Annotated in this window: 14 protein-coding genes and 1 pseudogene; 10 read left to right on the plus strand and 5 right to left on the minus strand. The window is 67.2% G+C overall.

Annotation, left to right across the window (positions count from 1 at the left end; genetic code table 11):
- Positions 1–6 precede the first annotated feature (6 nt).
- Genes MJ122_RS25155 through MJ122_RS25170 form a run of 4 tightly spaced genes read right to left on the minus strand, consistent with a single transcriptional unit; the run spans position 7 to position 5,154 of the window.
- Positions 7–228 carry a formate dehydrogenase subunit delta gene (locus tag MJ122_RS25155; protein ID WP_088421005.1) on the minus strand — a complete coding sequence of 74 codons (222 nt, stop codon included), beginning with the start codon at positions 226–228 and terminating at the stop codon, positions 7–9.
- The gene (gene fdhF / locus MJ122_RS25160) at positions 225–3,122 is read right to left on the minus strand and encodes a formate dehydrogenase subunit alpha (RefSeq protein WP_239746441.1); all 2,898 of its coding nucleotides are present in this window, start codon (positions 3,120–3,122) and stop codon (positions 225–227) included. Before fdhF ends, MJ122_RS25155 begins: the two co-directional genes overlap by 4 nt.
- On the minus strand, positions 3,119–4,678 hold the full coding sequence (locus tag MJ122_RS25165; RefSeq protein ID WP_239746442.1) for an NADH-quinone oxidoreductase subunit NuoF: 1,560 nt from the start codon (positions 4,676–4,678) through the stop codon (positions 3,119–3,121). The genes fdhF and MJ122_RS25165 overlap by 4 nt, the downstream gene beginning before the upstream one ends.
- Complete coding sequence (locus tag MJ122_RS25170) at positions 4,672–5,154, minus strand: formate dehydrogenase subunit gamma (protein WP_088421120.1); 483 nt, start codon at positions 5,152–5,154, stop codon at positions 4,672–4,674. Before MJ122_RS25170 ends, MJ122_RS25165 begins: the two co-directional genes overlap by 7 nt.
- A gap of 369 nt (positions 5,155–5,523) precedes the next feature.
- Here MJ122_RS25170 and MJ122_RS25175 point away from each other — a divergent pair, with 369 nt between their 5' ends.
- The 8 genes from MJ122_RS25175 to MJ122_RS25210 all read left to right on the plus strand — a co-directional run bounded on the left by MJ122_RS25175 (position 5,524) and on the right by MJ122_RS25210 (position 11,951).
- Positions 5,524–5,889, plus strand: a complete 366-nt coding sequence (locus MJ122_RS25175; RefSeq protein WP_239746443.1) for a c-type cytochrome — start codon at positions 5,524–5,526, stop codon at positions 5,887–5,889.
- Between the two features lie 13 nt (positions 5,890–5,902).
- Positions 5,903–7,297 carry a D-arabinono-1,4-lactone oxidase gene (locus tag MJ122_RS25180; protein WP_239746446.1) on the plus strand — a complete coding sequence of 465 codons (1,395 nt, stop codon included), beginning with the start codon at positions 5,903–5,905 and terminating at the stop codon, positions 7,295–7,297.
- A gap of 15 nt (positions 7,298–7,312) precedes the next feature.
- On the plus strand, positions 7,313–8,590 hold the full coding sequence (locus tag MJ122_RS25185; RefSeq protein WP_239746448.1) for a DSD1 family PLP-dependent enzyme: 1,278 nt from the start codon (positions 7,313–7,315) through the stop codon (positions 8,588–8,590).
- A 191-nt stretch (positions 8,591–8,781) separates the two neighbouring features.
- A complete protein-coding gene (locus MJ122_RS25190; protein ID WP_239746450.1) occupies positions 8,782–9,822 on the plus strand; it encodes an AraC family transcriptional regulator in 1,041 nt (346 codons plus the stop codon).
- A gap of 89 nt (positions 9,823–9,911) precedes the next feature.
- Complete coding sequence (locus MJ122_RS25195; protein WP_017518540.1) at positions 9,912–10,364, plus strand: universal stress protein; 453 nt, start codon at positions 9,912–9,914, stop codon at positions 10,362–10,364.
- Between the two features lie 156 nt (positions 10,365–10,520).
- Positions 10,521–10,772, plus strand: a complete 252-nt coding sequence (locus MJ122_RS25200) for a hypothetical protein (protein WP_088421012.1) — start codon at positions 10,521–10,523, stop codon at positions 10,770–10,772.
- Positions 10,773–10,855: 83 nt separating this feature from the next.
- Entirely contained in the window at positions 10,856–11,332 is a 477-nt protein-coding gene (locus MJ122_RS25205) for a DUF2846 domain-containing protein (protein WP_239746452.1), read from the plus strand.
- 16 nt (positions 11,333–11,348) lie between these two features.
- Entirely contained in the window at positions 11,349–11,951 is a 603-nt protein-coding gene (locus MJ122_RS25210; protein ID WP_239746454.1) for a hypothetical protein, read from the plus strand.
- Between the two features lie 390 nt (positions 11,952–12,341).
- On the opposite strand, the gene MJ122_RS25215 is transcribed toward MJ122_RS25210, so the two are convergent.
- Positions 12,342–15,116 (minus strand): winged helix-turn-helix domain-containing protein, encoded by a 2,775-nt coding sequence (locus tag MJ122_RS25215; RefSeq protein ID WP_345772985.1) that lies wholly within the window; start codon positions 15,114–15,116, stop codon positions 12,342–12,344.
- Positions 15,117–15,613: 497 nt separating this feature from the next.
- Here MJ122_RS25215 and MJ122_RS25220 point away from each other — a divergent pair, with 497 nt between their 5' ends.
- Both MJ122_RS25220 and MJ122_RS25225 read left to right on the plus strand, forming a co-directional pair.
- Positions 15,614–16,024, plus strand: coding sequence for an AraC family transcriptional regulator (locus MJ122_RS25220; RefSeq protein WP_239746456.1), 411 nt, complete (start codon positions 15,614–15,616; stop codon positions 16,022–16,024).
- A gap of 188 nt (positions 16,025–16,212) precedes the next feature.
- Positions 16,213–16,438 (plus strand): annotated as a pseudogene (locus tag MJ122_RS25225) (hydrolase); the annotation flags it as partial.

Consider the following 16,438-nt stretch of genomic DNA (forward strand, 5'->3'; position numbering starts at 1 on the left):
GCTCGGCTAGGCCTGGGCCGCCGGCTCCGCCAGTGCCGCCCGCACCAGGGCGTGCAGCTCGTCGCCCGGGTTCTTCTCCTGCCAATCGCTGAGATCGCGGCGCATGGCCGGCGTCCAGAAGTTCTGCAGGTGCTGCTGCACGCCGCGTACCGCCAGGTCGTGGTCCGGCTCGCTGGCGAAGTACAGGCCGATCTGGTTGGCCATCTTGATCAGGTTCTCGATGCTCATCGACGGACCTCGGCTTTTTCCTGGTGGCGGCGCTCCTTGAGCAAACGCCGCTGTTCATCGCTGAACGCCTGGTAGCGCTTCTGCCATTCCGAAGGCTGGAACACGCGCACCACTTCCACCGCCGTGACCTTGTATTCCGGGCAGTTGGTGGCCCAGTCGGAGTTGTCGGTGGTGATCACATTGGCTCCCGATTCGGGGAAGTGGAAGGTCGTGTAGACCACTCCCGGCGCCACGCGCTCGCTGACCTTGGCGCGCAGCACCGTCTGCCCGGCGCGGCTGCCCACGCCGACCCAGTCGCCGTCGCCGATGCCACGGCTTTCGGCGTCGCTGGCGTGGATTTCCAGGCGGTCCTCTTCATGCCAGGCGACGTTGTCGGTGCGCCGGGTCTGCGCGCCGACGTTGTACTGGCTGAGGATACGCCCGGTGGTGAGCAGCAGCGGGTAGCGTGCGTTGACCTTCTCCTCGGTGGGCACGTACCCGGTGAGCATGAAGCGTCCCTTGCCGCGCACGAACTGCTCGATGTACATGGTCGGGGTGCCGTCGGGCGCTGCGTCGTTGCACGGCCATTGCAGGCTGCCGTGGCGGTCCAGTTCGGCGTAGCTGACGCGGGCGAAGGTCGGCGTCAGGCGGGCGATCTCGTCCATGATCTGCGACGGGTGGGTGTAGTTCATCGGGTAGCCCAGGGCATTGGCCAGGGCCACGGTGCCTTCCCAGTCGGCCTTGCCGCCCAGTGGCTCCATCACCTTGCGTACGCGGGAGATACGCCGCTCGGCGTTGGTGAAGGTGCCGTCCTTCTCGAGGAAGGAGCTGCCCGGCAGGAACACGTGGGCAAACTTGGCGGTTTCATTGAGGAAGATGTCCTGCACCACCACGCACTCCATGGCGGAGAGGGCCGCGGTGACGTGCTGGGTGTTGGGGTCGCTCTGGGCGATGTCCTCGCCCTGGCAGTACAGCGCCTTGAAAGTGCCGCCCAGGGCCGCCTCGAACATGTTGGGGATACGCAGGCCCGGGTCGGGCTGCAGGGTCACGCCCCAGGCCTGTTCGAACTGCGCGCGCACGGCCTCGTTGGAGACGTGGCGATAGCCCGGCAGCTCGTGGGGGAAGGAACCCATGTCGCACGAGCCCTGCACGTTGTTCTGGCCGCGCAGCGGGTTCACCCCGACGCCCTCGCGGCCGACGTTGCCGGTGGCCATGGCGAGGTTGGCGATGCCCATCACTGCGGTGCTGCCCTGGCTGTGCTCGGTGACGCCCAGGCCGTAGTAGATGGCCGCGTTGCCGCCGGTGGCGTAGAGGCGGGCGGCGGCGCGGATCTCTTCGGCGGGCACGCCGCAGACCGGGCCGAGCACTTCCGGGGCGTTCTCCGGCAGGCTGACGAAATCGCGCCAGCGGATGAAGTCGCTGGCCTCGCAGCGCGCATCGACGAAGTCCTGCTTGACCAGCCCCTCGGTGACGATGACGTGGGCCAGCGCGTTGAGCATGGCGACGTTGGTGCCGGGGCGCAGTTGCAGGTGCAGTTCGGCGCGGGCGTGGGGCGAATCGACCAGGTCGATGCGGCGCGGGTCGATGACGATCAATTGCGCGCCCTCGCGCAGGCGGCGCTTGAGCTGCGAGCCGAACACGGGGTGGGCGTCGGTGGGGTTGGCGCCCATCACCAGCACCACATCGGATTGCATCACCGAGTCGAAACTCTGGGTGCCGGCGGATTCGCCCAGGGTCTGCTTGAGGCCGTAGCCGGTGGGCGAGTGGCAGACCCGCGCACAGGTGTCGACGTTGTTGTTGCCGAACGCCGCGCGCACCAGTTTCTGCACCAGGTAGGTTTCTTCGTTGGTGCAGCGGCTGGAGGTGATGCCGCCGATGGAGTCGCGTCCGTACTTCTGCTGGATGCGGCGGAACTCGCTGGCGGCATAGGTGACCGCCTCGTCCCAGCTGACTTCCTGCCAGGGGTCGCTGATGTGCTGGCGGATCATCGGCCTGGTGATGCGATCCGGGTGGGTGGCGTAGCCCCAGGCGAAGCGGCCCTTGACGCAGGAGTGGCCGTGGTTGGCCTGGCCGTTCTTGTCCGGGACCATGCGTACCAGCTGGTCGCCCTTCATCTCCGCGCGGAAGGAGCAGCCTACTCCACAGTAGGCGCAGGTGGTGATGACGGCGCGTTCCGGCTGGCCGATCTCGACCACGCTCTTTTCCATCAGCGTGGCGGTGGGGCAGGCCTGCACGCAGGCGCCGCAGGAGACGCATTCGGAATCGAGGAAGTTCTCGCCGCCGGCCGCCGCCACTCGGGATTCGAAGCCGCGCCCCTCGATGGTCAGGGCGAAGGTGCCCTGGGTTTCCTCGCAGGCGCGCACGCAGCGGTTGCAGACGATGCACTTGCTCGGGTCGTAGTCGAAATAGGGGTTGGAGACGTCCTTCGCATCGCTCAGGTGGTTGGCGCCTTCATAGCCGTAGCGCACCTCGCGCAGGCCGACCTGGCCGGCCACCGTCTGCAGTTCGCAGTTGCCGTTGGCCGGGCAGGTCAGGCAGTCCAGCGGGTGGTCGGAGATGTACAGCTCCATGACGTTGCGCCGCAGGCTCGCCAGTTTCGGCGTCTGCGTGCGCACCACCATGCCTTCGCTGACCGGCGTGGTGCAGGAGGCCGGGTAGCCGCGCATGCCGTCGATTTCCACCAGGCACATGCGGCACGAGCCGAAGGCTTCCAGGCTTTCGGTGGCGCAGAGTTTCGGGATGGTGGTGCCCAGCAGGGCGGCGGCGCGCATCACCGAGGTACCGGCAGGGACGCTGATCTCGCGGCCGTCGATGCTCAGGCTGACCTGCACGTCGCTGTCGCGGGCCGGCGTGCCGAAATCGAGGTCGCTGGTGTTGCCAGCGGTGGACGTGGAGGGATCGAAATAGTTGATCACTGGTCGGCCTCCGAAGTCGCCAGACCGAAGTCGGCGGGGAAGTGCTTGAGGGCGCTGGCCACGGGGAAGGCGGTCATCCCGCCGAGGGCGCAGAGCGAGCCGTATTGCATGGTGTCGCAGAGGTCGGTGAGCAGCCGCGCCTGCTCTTCGCGGGCGCTGATGTCGGTGGCGGCGATCAGCCGGTCCACCACCTCCACGCCACGGGTCGAGCCGATGCGGCAGGGCGTGCATTTGCCGCAGGATTCCTCGGCGCAGAACTGCAGGGCGAAGCGGGCCATGCGCGCCATGTCCAGGCTGTCGTCGGCGACCACCACGCCGCCGTGGCCGAGCATGGCGCCGACGGCAGCGAAGGCCTCGTAATCCAGCGGCGTATCGAACTGCGCCGGCGGCACCCAGGCGCCCAGCGGGCCGCCGACCTGCGCGGCCTTCAACGGGCGGCCACTGGCGGTGCCGCCACCGTAGCCTTCCACCAGCTCGCGCAGGGTCAGGCCGAAGGCGCGTTCCACCAGCCCGCCATGGCGGACGTTGCCGGCCAGCTGGAAGGGCATGGTGCCCAGCGAGCGGCCCATGCCGAAGTCGCGGTAGAACTGCGCACCCTTGGCCATGATCACCGGGACCGAGGCGAGGGTGAGCACGTTGTGCACCAGCGTCGGCAGGCCGAACAGGCCTTGCAGCGCGGGCAGCGGCGGCTTGGCGCGGACCACGCCGCGCTTGCCTTCGAGCGAGTCCAGCAGGGCGGTTTCCTCGCCGCAGATGTAGGCGCCGGCGCCAACCCGTACTTCCAGTTCGAAGGCGCGGCCACTGCCGCAGACGTCTTCACCGAGGTAGCCGGCGTCGCGGGCGATTTTCACCGCCTGGTTGAGGGTGGCGATGGAATCCGGGTACTCCGAGCGCACATAGAGGTAGCCCATGCTCGCGCCGACGGCGAGGCCGGCGATGGCCATGCCCTCGATCAGCAGGAAGGGGTCGCCCTCCATCAGCATGCGGTCGGCGAAGGTGCCGGAGTCGCCTTCGTCGGCGTTGCACACCACGTACTTCCGCGGGCCTGCGGCGTCGCGAACGGTGCGCCACTTGATGCCGGCAGGGAAGGCTGCGCCACCACGGCCGCGCAGGCCGGAGTCGAGCACCGCGGCAACCACGTCGGCGCCGTCCATCGCGATGGCGCGGGCCAGGCCTTCGAAGCCGCCGTGGGCGCGATAGTCGTCCAGCGACAGCGGCCGGGTGATGCCGGCACGGGCGAACAGCAGGCGCTGCTGACTCTTCAGGTAAGGAATCTCTTCCACCGGCCCCAGGGACAGCGGGTGGCTGGCGGGATCGCTGGAAAGGGCGTCGAGCAGGGCGGGAACGTCACCCATCGTGAGCGGCCCGAAGCCCAGCCGGCCGTCCGCGCTTTCCAGTTCCACCAGCGGCTCCAGCCAGTAGAGGCCACGGGAGCTGGTGCGCTGGATCTGCACCGGTAACTGGCGGCGCTCGGCCTCGGTGACCAGGGCATCGGCCACTTCGTCGGCGCCCACCGCGCAGGCCACCGAGTCGCAGGGAACGAACAGCTTCAGCATGCGGCGTCCTCCCGGCATCCATTCACCAGCGCACGCAAGCGTTCGGGAGTGAGACGGGCGTGCACCCGGCCGTCCAGCTCCAGCGCCGGCGAGCAGGCACAGGCGCCCAGGCAGTACACCGGGCGCAGGGCGATGCCGCCGTCGGCGCTGGTGCCGTGGTCGTCCAGCCCCAGCTGTTCGCGCAGCTGCGCGGCCAGGGCTTCGGCGCCACGGCTCTGGCACGACTCGGCGCGGCACAGGCGCAGCGTATGGCGGGCCGGGGGCGCAGTGCGGAAGTCGTGGTAGAAGCTGATCACCCCGCGCACTTCGGCGACGCTGAGGTTCAGCGCGTGGGCGATCTCGGGAAGGGCATGGTCGGGGATGTAGCCGACGCAGTCCTGGATGGCGTGGAGCACCGGCAGCAGCGCGCCGGGGGTGGCCTTGAGACGTTCCAGCACGTCGTGGATCAGGGGCAGGTGAAGCGAATCATCAGGCATACAGCACACCTCGACATCGCAGGCGCCTCCCTCGGGCGGCGACCCGGAATCCTTCGGCTGCGGCGCGCCGCCCACGTCACGGTTGGCGTGGCTCTGCGGAGCGCCATTGTTGTTATTGTTGCAGTCCGGCCAGGCGTCTGTGCGCGCCCGGTCCTCGACAGTCTGGAAGATTGCCATCCCTCTGGATTAGGGATAGCACTCGAACGACCCTGCGTATCCTGAAACCGACAGGGAGCGCGAATGGCACCTTGTCCGCTCAGAGCCCCCTTGTTGGCCGGCAAAGCCCTCGGGCAGGACCGGCCGTCGACTTAACCTGCCCTCTGCCCATGACAACAAGAATCCGCGCCGCGGTTAAAAGAGGGGAGCCCCATGCCGAAACCCGCGACACCCTGGCCGCCGTTCGCCTTGCTGGCCCTGCTCGGCCTTGCCGGCTGTGGCGACGACACCGCGCCCAGCGCTACCCGCTCCGCCGCCACCCTGGCTCCCTCGGACCCGGCCCTGGCGAAAATCTATGACAACAGTTGCAAGCTGTGCCACGCCAACCCAGCCTCCGGAGCGCCGCAGGCGGGCGATGCGCAGGCCTGGCAACCACGCATAGCCCAGGGCACCGACAGCCTGCTGGACCACAGCATCAATGGCTTCAAGGGCATGCCGCCGATGGGCATGTGCATGCAGTGCTCGGAGGAAGAGTTCCTCGCGCTGATTTCCTTCATGTCCGGCCAGCCGGTCCAGTAGGGAGCGCCACTCGATGCCCATTCATCTCACCCGACGCCAACTCCTGCAGAACGCCGGTATTGCCGGTGCGTTCGTGGCGCTTTCCAGCAGCCCGCTGGCGGCCGAACTGGCCCGCGCGCCACGCCTTATCCCTTGGCGCAATTGGTCCGGCGGGCAGAGTTGCCTGCCGCAGGCGCGCCTGGCGCCGCAGAGTCTCGACGAACTGGTCCAGGTCATCCGCCAGGCCGAGGGCAAGGTGCGTCCGGTCGGCTCGGCGCATTCCTTCAGCGCCCTGGTGCCCACCGACGGCACGCTGGTCTCGCTGGCCTACTTCAACGGCCTGCTCGGCCACGACGCCGACACCTTGCAGGCGGAGTTCGCCGCCGGCACGCCCATGTCGCTCATGGGACCGGCACTGAAGGAGATCGGCCAGGCCCTGCCGAACATGGCGGACATCGACTACCAGACGCTGGCCGGGGCGATCTCCACCTCGACCCACGGCACTGGTGTCGGCTTCGGTTCCTATTCCACCCGCGTGACCGGCCTGCAACTGGTGACTGCCAGTGGCGAGGTGCTGGACTGCGACGCCCAGCGGCATCCCGAGGTGTTCAATGCCGCGCGGGTGTCCCTGGGCGCCTTCGGTGTTGCTACGCGAGTGCGCTTGCAGAACCGCCAGGCCTTTCGCCTGCGCGAACGGCAGTGGATAGCCAGCACCGAGGAGCTGCTGGAGGACGTGGAGAAGAACACCCGCGAGAACCAGCACTGGGAAATGCAGGTGCTCACCCATTCCGACTACGCGCTGGCCATCGCCCTGAACGAGACCGAGGACCCGGCCACGCCGCCGCTGGACCCGGCCGAGGAGGGCGGCAACGGCTATGTCGGCATCATCGAGAACCTCGACAAGTACGGCAGCGACTTCCCCGCCGCGCGGCGCTTCCTGCTCAACAGCCTGCGCCATGTCGCCAGCTTCGACGACCGGGTCGGCGACTCCTACGACATCTTTGCCAACGTGCGCAACGTGCGCTTCAACGAGATGGAATACTCGGTGCCGGCCGAGCACGGCCCGGCCTGCCTGCGCGAGATACTCAAGCTGATCAACGACAAGGACCTGCGCACCTGGTTCCCCATCGAGTACCGCTACGTGAAGGCCGACGATATTCCCCTGAGCATGTTCGAGGGGCGCGACAGCTGCTCGATCTCCGTGCACCAGCACTACAGCATGGACCACCACAACTTCTTCGCCGCCGTTGAGCCGATCTTCTGGAAGTACGCCGGCCGGCCGCACTGGGGCAAGCTGCACACGCTGAATGCACGCACGCTGCAACCGCTTTATCCGCGCTGGAAGGAATTCACCGAGGTGCGCCGCGAGCTGGACCCGCAGGGCAAGTTCCTCAATGCCCACCTGTCATCGATCCTGGGCGTGGCCTGACAAGGAAGAGAACCCATGAAACGACGCAATTTCCTCGCGGGCGCGGCAGGCGCCGGCGTCCTGCTCGCCGGTGCCGGCGCCTGGCTGCGGCCGGGCGACCACGGCGCCCCGTACGACGACTACTTCACCCAACTGAACCGCGAACTGCGCGAGCACGGGCCGATGCGCCCGGTGATGCTGATCGACCTCGACCGACTCGACCACAACGTCGACGTGGTCATGCAGTCGGTAGCCCGCACCGGCAAGCACCTGCGCGTGGTGGAGAAGTCCCTGCCATCGCCGCGATTGCTCGACTACATCGCCAAGCGTGCCGGCACCCGGCGGATGATGTCGTTCCACCAGCCCTTCCTCAATCACGATGCAGAACGCTTCCCCGATTCGGACCTGCTGCTGGGCAAGCCCCTGCCGGTGGGTTCGGCGCAGCAGTTCTACGAGAACCTTCGCGGATCGTTCGACCCGACGACCCAGCTGCAATGGCTGCTCGACACCCCCGAGCGCCTGCAGCAGTACCTGGCGCTGGCGCAAGGGCGCAGCACCCGGTTGCGGATCAATATCGAACTGGACGTGGGACTTCACCGGGGTGGTGTGGCCGACCACGACACCCTGGAGCGGATGCTCACGATCATCGGCGCCAACCCGCAGCACCTGGAGTTCGTCGGCTTCATGGGCTACGACCCCTTCGTCGGCATGGGCGTGCCGGAAGTCCTGGGTTCCTCGGAAGAGCTGTTCGCCAGGGTCATGCAGCTTTATGACGGCTTCGTCGATTACGCGCGCACCCGCCATGCGCCGCTGTGGAAGCCGGGGCTGACGCTCAATACCGCCGGTAGTCCGAGTTACCGGATGCATGAGAACGAGCGCACCAGCACCGAGGTGTCGGTGGGCTCGGCGCTGGTCAAGCCGACGCACTATGACCTGCCATCCCTGGTGGACCACCAGCCGGCTGCCTTCATCGCCACGCCGGTGATCAAGAGCACCGGCGCGGTGCGGATTCCGGCGCTGGACGACAAGTCGGCGATCTTCTCCTGGTGGGACCCGAACCAGCGGCAGACCTTCTTCGTCTATGGCGGCAACTGGATGGCCGAGCCCGAGTCGCCCAGGGGACTGCAGTTCAATGGCCTGTACGGGCGCAGCTCGAACCAGGAAATGGTCAACGGTTCCAGCGCCGTCGGCCTGAAGGTGGACGACCAGGTATTCCTGCGGCCGACCCAGTCCGAGTCGATCCTCCTGCAGTTCGGCGACCTGCTCGCGGTGCGGCAGGGGCGCATCGTCGAACAGTGGCCGGTTTACCGTTGAGGACGGCAGTGCGGTAGCGGAAAGCCCGGGCCGTGCGGCCTGGGCTTTTTCTTCCGGGTTTCCGGCGATGCCGTCCTTCGAAATATTCTGTTACGCCGTGTCTTGGCTTGTGAACGAACGCGTTATGATGGCTCCGCCGCGCGCCAGCCATAGAAGAACAAATCCAGGCGTGCCGTTCGAGAGCCGCCTCCATGTCCAACACCCTCCTCGATGCCCATTTCGACCTGGCCCAGGTTTCGCCCTTCCTGTTGCAGACCCTTGCCGAGGTCGCCGAGGAGAAGGGTGTGAGCAGCGAACGCCTGTGCCGTGGGTTGGGGTTCACCGCTGAGGAGTTGCAGGACCCGGCGCAGCGCGTTTCCCACCGGCAGACGGTGGCGATGATCCAGCGAGCCCTTGCGGCCCTGCCCGAGCGCGGCCTGGGATTGTGGGTCGGGCACCGCAACGTGCTCGGCACCCTCGGCCTGCTCGGCCATGTGCTGTCGCTGAGCAAGACCCTGCGCGATGCCTTCGAGCTCGGCCGGCGCTTCCAGCACACCACGGGCGGCATCGCCGTCTGCAACCTGCTGGAGGGGCCGCGGGAGAGCTTCATCGAAGTGGAGTGCCTGTTGCCGTTCGCCGATGTGCAGGTGTTCGCGGTAGAGGAGTTCTTCGCCAGCCTGCTGGTCTACAACCGCGCACTGATCGGTGACGAGTTCCAGCCGCTGCGCTTCGAGTTCACCCATGCCGCGCCCAGCTACGAGGCCGAGTACCGGCGCCTGCTGGGGCCGAACCTGCGCTTCGGCTGCCTGCACAACCGGGTGGCCATCGACACCCACTGGCTGGACCGGCAACTGCCGAGCCACCAGCCCGTGGCCCTGCGCCAGGCGCTCAATCTGCTGGAAGCGGAGTACAGCCAGGCGCCGCAGAAGGCCGGCCTGCTGGAGACGGTGGAGCGCGCCATCCTGCGCGACCTGCCGCACGGCAGCCCCATCGACAAGGTGGCCGGCGACCTCAACATGAGCAGCCGCACCCTGCGCCGCCGCCTGAGCGAGTACGGCACCACCTTCGAAGCCCTCCAGGAGCAAGTGCGCCGGGCGCGCGCCATGAGCCTGCTGAGCAACCCGGAGATGCCCATCGAGCGCATCGCCGAAGCCCTCGGCTATAGCGACGTGCGCGGCTTCCGCCGGGCCTTCAAGCGCTGGACGGGACAGAGTCCGTCCGCCTGTCGCGACGAGGTGGCGCAGGCGCATTGAAGCGGAGCCTGACGTTACCTTGACGCGGCACAAAGGTGTTCCCGGTCCTGGCGGGTATGGTTGTTCTGCCAATCAACCAGGAGAACACCATGTACGAACACGTACTGGCCGCCGTCGACGGCAGCCCTGTTTCCTTCCTCGCGCTGGCCGAAGGCGCGCGTCTGGTCCGCATGAGCGGTGGTGAGCTGCATGTCATCACCATCGTCGACCGCCCGCTGGGGCACATGCCTTACTACGCCAAGTACTACGACGCGCAGGCATTGCAAGTCGCTGCGGTCAAGGCCGCCGATGACATCCTGAACAAGGCGCGGGAGGTGGTCGCCGAGTATGCCGTGCCCGCCACTTTCCAGCAGGTCGCGATGGAAACCACCGGGGAGGAGGTCGCCGACCGCATCGAGATCGAGGCGGACGCGGTCAAGGCCGACGCCATCGTCATGGGGACGCACAGCCGCCATGGCCTGCACCGTCTCGTGCTGGGCAGCGTGGCAGAAGGGGTGCTGCAGTCGAGCAAGCGCCCGGTATTGCTGGTGCGTGCGCGCTGAATCTGTCGGGCCGGCTGCGGGGCTGCAGGCATCCGTTGTCGCGGCCGGAGCTGCCTTTCGTCGAGCAGTGCGGCGAACCCTGCGCCGCCATCGGCAAGGCGTCGGGAAATCGGCTGTACTGAAGAATCTCCATTCTGTGTTGCAGAAGGTGGCGCCATGACCCGTTCCCTGTTCACTGCGTTGGTGGCGGCGGCCTTCTTCGTCGCCTCGATCGGCACCGCCTGGGCCACCGAGCAGGGCAACCAGCGTCGCCAGGCGCGGGACGTGCGCCAGGAAACCCGCCAGGACGCGCGGCAGACCAAGCAGGATTGCCGCGCCGCCGACCAGCAATACAATGCCCAGTGCCGGCAGGATAAAAGACAGACCAAGCAGCAGGGGCGCGAGCGCGCGCGAGACATCAAGTACTGAATCGCCAGACAGACAAGTGCCGCACGGCGAATCGCCCTGCAACTGCTACGCTCGGTGGATTCACGCTGCCACGAAGGATCGTCATGCGCGCGCTCGCCCTCCCGTTTGTCCTTGCCCTGCTCGCCGGCTGCGCCGGTCCCGGCCATTTCGAGGCCGTTCCACCCGGCAGCCCTTCCAAGGCAGTGCTCTACCTGTACCGACCGGCTGCCGACAACCCTGGCCGCGAGCCGCTGCGCTTTTCCTACCCTGACGTGCTGATCGACGAGCAGAGCGTCGGCACGCTCAAGTTCAACGCCTACCGTCGTGTCGAGTTGGCGCCGGGCACTCACCAGATTCGCGTGACCGGCCTGACGCGTGCGGCCAGCTGGGAGCCGCGCGACATCAAGCAGAGCTTTTCCGTCGCGCCGGGTGAGATCAAGTACCTGAAGCTCGACGTGTGCTTCAACCTCAACGAGATGATGCTCGGCAATCCCGGCCCCAGCTACCTGATCCGCCTGACGCCGATGCGCGCCGACGATGCCGTCTACGAAATCCGCGAAACCAGTCCGCAAACACCCTGACGCAAGGAGTCGCCCGATGAGTGTGTCCCGTTGGATCTGCCTGTCCCTGGCCGCTGGTGTGCTCGTCGGCTGCCAGAGCCAGAAGAATGATGAACTCAGTTACCAGTACGACAGCACCGAGTCGGTTGCCAAGGGCGTGCCGGGTGGCACGATGACCGAAACGGAAGAGGTGCAGGCCAGCGTCAGCGCCATCGACCGTGGCAAACGCACCTTCACGCTCAAGGATGACCAGGGCAACACACGCACCCTGCAGGCCCCGTCGGAGATGCGCAATTTCGACCAGCTCAAGGTCGGCGACCGGGTACGGGCCATCGTCGCGCTCGAGCGACTGGTCTACCTGCGCGAACCCGGCCAGGAGAGCGGTGGCGGTGCGGCCGGATTGCTGGCGACCGGACAACCGGGTAGCAAGCCGGGCATGCTCGCGGCCGATACGGTGGAGATCACCGCCACGGTCAAATCCTTGGACACCGCCCGGCGTACCGCGACCCTGCAATTCGCCGATGGCAGCCAGCATACCGTCAACGTCCGCCCTGACGTGGTGATGAAGCAGGAGTACGTGGGCCGCCAGCTGGTGATGCGGGTGACTTCCGCCATTGCCGTCAGCGTGCAGCCGCAGTAGCGAATCTGCCCATGCCTGTCGGGGTTGGCGCTCCGGCAGCGGCAAACTCCCGGTTCGCGGGACGCTCGCTCCCGCAGATCAGCCGCTCTTGCGCACCTTCCGGATCCGAAATCAGAGGATAGGGCGGCTGTTCTCATGGGCTTCCGCCAGGCGCAGGGGGCTCTCGTAGGAGCAACTGGAACCCCGTTCCGGCGATTTCCCCTCTCCCTAACCCTCTCCCCGAAAGGCGAGGGGACCGTATGGGGCAAGGCGTCAGCTGGTACGGGCGGGTTCCTCTCCCTTTGGAGCGGGGCGCGCAGCCAGGGCGGGGGAGAAGGCCGGTCCCAGCAGAGGACTATTCCAGTAGGAGCGGTCTGGCTTGGTGCAGGCGCTCGCCATGTGCGCAGCGCGTCAGTGACCAACAGCCATGCGACACGCCTCCAGGCACCGCCGCGCCCGGAGCTGGTCCGGCAGTTCGAAGCCTTCGGTGAAATGCCGGCAGACCGGTTCCAGCCATTGCTGCGCGGCTTCCGCTTTACCCTGCGCGCTCCACAGCTCCGCCAGGCAGGTGGCCGAGCGTAGCTCCCAGGCCCGCGCGCCTTGCTGTTGCGCCAAGGCAAGCGCTCGCTTCAACAGCGTCTCGGCGCCCATGAGGGAGTCGCGGTCGCCTCGTTCGATCAGGGCGGCGGCGTGGTTGCGCAGGATTTCCGGCGCGCACCAGCCTGCCGCGCCGGTTCGTGCGCGCATCAGCTGCGCCTGATCGAAGGGCAGGGGACGACCACCCAGGGTCTGCACGATGTCGCGGACCAGGCCGACGGCGGGTGCCGGGGCGGCGGCCGAGTCGTCGAGCCGCATGGCCCACGCATAGTGCCGCGCCCAGTCGGTGAACAGCGGCACGCGATGGCGCTCGGCGACCTCAATCATCTGCTGCACGCGGCCATGCGCCTTGTCCAACTCGCCGTTGTAGAAGGCGATGACACAGCCAGCCGCCGCGAGGCTGTAGGCGATGGAGGCGCTGTGATCCATCTCGCAGGCCAGTTCGATGGCCTGTGTCGCCATGCGCTCGGCCTGTTCCGGCAGGCCGCGCAACCAGAGCGTGCGTGCCTGCGTGGCGAGGGAGGCGACCTGCTGGTCGTACTGCACGCCCAGGCAAGGGGCGAAGCGGTTGCCCTGGCGTTGCTCCTGCAGACGTCGCAGCACTTCTTCACCAACGGCCTGGGCGCGTACCTGGTCGCCCGAGTAATGCAATGCCAGCACCTTCAGGCGCAGCGCGCTGGTGGCGAGCATTTCGCCCTGGCCGTCGCTCAGACGGTCGAAATGCCGGCTCTGTTCGGCCGCCTTCTGGTACTGGCCGGCCCACAGCAGCACGGCCAGGCCGCCGGACAGCGCGGTGAGTTCACCGTTGAGGTCGCCGATCTGCTGGGCGAGGTAGCGGGCGCTCTGGAAGGCTTCGTCCGCCTGGCTGTTGCGCACGTCGTGGTAGGTCGTGTTGCCCAGTGCCAGTTCCAGGCGCATGGCCAGTGGCAGCGACGAAGCGGATTCGGTGCTGAGCAGGCCAAGTGCCGCGCTCACATAGGGACCGTATTCATGCAGCAGTGACAGCTCCTGCCAGAGCGGCGCCGAGCAGGCCGCGAGGTGGATTGCCTGGGCGTGCCGAACGTCCGCATGCAGGCCCCAGTCGAGGGCTGCGCGAACGTCTGCGAGCCACGGCGAATGTTGCTGGAGCCAGCCCAGCGAGGCAGACCGTTCCCATTCATCCTGGGCGGTTTGCATCGCGCCCTGGCAGAGCTGCAGGTGGCGTTCCCGGGCCTCGTGCAGTTCGCCGGCGGCCTGGAGCTTCTCCAGCGCGTAGACGCGGGTAGGTTCGAGCAGCCGGTAGGTGACCTGGTCGCTGCGGATTTCGGTGGTCAGCAAGGATTTGGCGGTCAGCTGGTTCACCAGCACGAAGGCCGCGCCGAGGTCCGCGGGCTGGCTGAGGACGGCGGCGATGGCATCCAGCGTGAAGCTGCCGCGGAACACGCTCAGGCGGCGCAGGCAGGATTGCTCCGCTGGGCGCAGCAACGCATAGCTCCAATCGAGCATCGCGCGAAGGTGTTCGTGGCGGTTGGGCGACTCATCGGACTGCAGCGCAAGGTCCAGGAAGCCGTCCCGCAGCAGCGCATCGATGCTGCCGTCGGCCTGGCCCAGGTGGCCGGCAGCCAGTTCCAGGGCCAGCGGAATGCCTTCCAGGCGCCGACAGATTTCGCCGACGCGGGGCAGGTCTTCAGGGCGGAGCTCGAAGTCCTCGTGGGTTTCCTTCGTCCGCTCGACGAGCAGCGCGACGGCGGGGTAGGCGAGGGCGTCCTCGACGCTGCCGACCTGCACCGGCGGGCAACCGAGCGGCCGTAGCGGCAGGATGTACTCGCCGGTGGCGCGCAGGCTTTCACGGCTGGTGGCGAGGATGTGGATCTGCGGCGCGTGGCGCAGCAGGCACTCGACCAGATGCGCGGCCGCCTCGATCAGGTGCTCGCAGTTGTCGATGAGCAGCAGCATCCGCCGATCGGCGACCTGGGTGCAGAGATGTTCCAGCGATTCGCCCGCCAGCCCCGGAATGCCCAGCGCGCAGGCGAGCGTACTGTTCAGCGGCCGCGCGTCCTGCAACTGGGTAAGGTCGAGCATGCGGATGCCGTGGGGGTATTGGCCGATGAAGCGCTCGGCGGCCTGCAGGGCGAGGCTGGTCTTGCCGATGCCGCCACAGCCCACCAGGCTGACGCAGCGACGTCGCGGCAACTCGGCGACCAGGCGCGCAAGCTCGGCTTCGCGGCCCAGCAGGCGATTGCGCCGGGGCGGCAGGTTGTGGTCCGCCGACGGGCCGTCCTGGGGGGCGGGCGTCGCCTGCGCCGAAACGATCAGCGGCTCGACGAAGCTGTAGCCGCGCAGCGCGATGGTGACGATGAAGCGCCGGCCGTTCTGGCCATCGCCCAGCGCCTTGCGCAGGGCGGTCATGTGCACCCGCAGGTTGCCTTCGTCGATGTCCTGGTCGGGCCAGGCGCGGGCCAGCAGCTCGCGCTTGCTGACCACTTCGCCTGCGCGCTCCAGCAGTGCCAGGAGGATGTCCAGCGCGCGCTGGCCAAGGCGCAGCGGGCGGCCCGCCTCGAGGATCACGCGGGACGCGGGGTAGATCTGGTAGGGGCCGAAATGAAGCACGGTTTCGACCCCTGCCATGGGCTCGGGAGTCATCGTCTGGTCGTCGCTTTCGCACGCTGGGGGCAGGTTTCGTGCCGGGGCGGGTGTCAGCCCGGCGGGCACATGTCCATCGACTCTGCGGTCGATTGGCCATTCATGGGAGATCGAACATCAGGGTAAACGACGCTTCAACGTTCAGCCATCCCGCCCCGGGCGGCTTTGCTCGGGCGGTGTGCTTAATATCGATTAACGCCGGCCACGATTCGGCATTGCCAACCGCCCCTGCAGCGGTTGTGCCGTGTCGCCTGCTTTTTGACTGCATGCCGCGCCGTGCAAGGCTTTGCACGGAGCTGACAGTCGCTTGCCGAGTGTGGCGCGCGCGACGCGGCCATTGCCCTTGCCGTCCGGCCATCGCTGCTTTCCCGGCTCCATGGGTTAATGCGGTTTAACCAGCTTTAACTCGCCGCCACCCCTGCGCCCGCAAAAAATGGTCTGCAGATCGCAGGGGAGGGACCAGCATGCTTCAGAGACTTATCAGCCAGATTCCAGTAAGCGCTCCCAAGCGCGACCTGGCCCCCTGGCAGAAGGAGCGCGCCCAGGCGCTGTTGCTCCAGCATCTGGACAGCGGCATCACAGTCAGTGACCTGGCCGCCGCCTGTGCGCTGTCGCGCAGCGATTTCACCCGCAAGTTCAAAGTCACCACCGGGTATTCGCCCCAGGCCTGGATGCGAATCCAGCGGGTGGAAAAGGCCAAGCAACTGATGCGCGAATCGTCCTTCCCGCTGGCCGAGATCGGCCTGCAATGCGGCTTCTGCGACCAGGCGCACTTCTGTCGGATCTTCTACCGCATCGAAGGCCTCACGCCCCTGAGCTGGCAGCGGCGCTTCCTCAATGCGGAGCGCGAATCCACCTGGCGACACGCGGGCTAGCCCGATCCACTCGGCGCACCTTTACGGGTGGTCGTTCTGAAAATAGAACGCTAGAGGCAATTTTTGCCGTCTGGTGCACCAAGGGTGTCGAAATTAATCTTTGTTCCATGCAGTGACGCGCTGCAAGACGAGTCCAAAACCTTTCCGGCCCAGCCGGCACCCACTGAAAGCAAATCGAGGATTTCACCATGACCAACGCCACCTACAATCGCCTGGACAAAGACAACGCCGCCGTACTGCTGGTCGACCACCAGGCCGGCCTGCTCTCGCTGGTCCGCGACATCGACCCGGACAAGTTCAAGAACAACGTGCTGGCGCTGGGCGACCTGGCGAAGTTCTTCAACCTGCCGACCATCCTCACCACCAGCTTCGAAACCGGCCCCAACGGCCCGCTGGTTCCCGAGCTGAAGGCCC

Source organism: Pseudomonas sp. DP-17, from assembly GCF_022380625.1.
GTDB lineage: Bacteria > Pseudomonadota > Gammaproteobacteria > Pseudomonadales > Pseudomonadaceae > Pseudomonas > Pseudomonas nitroreducens_A.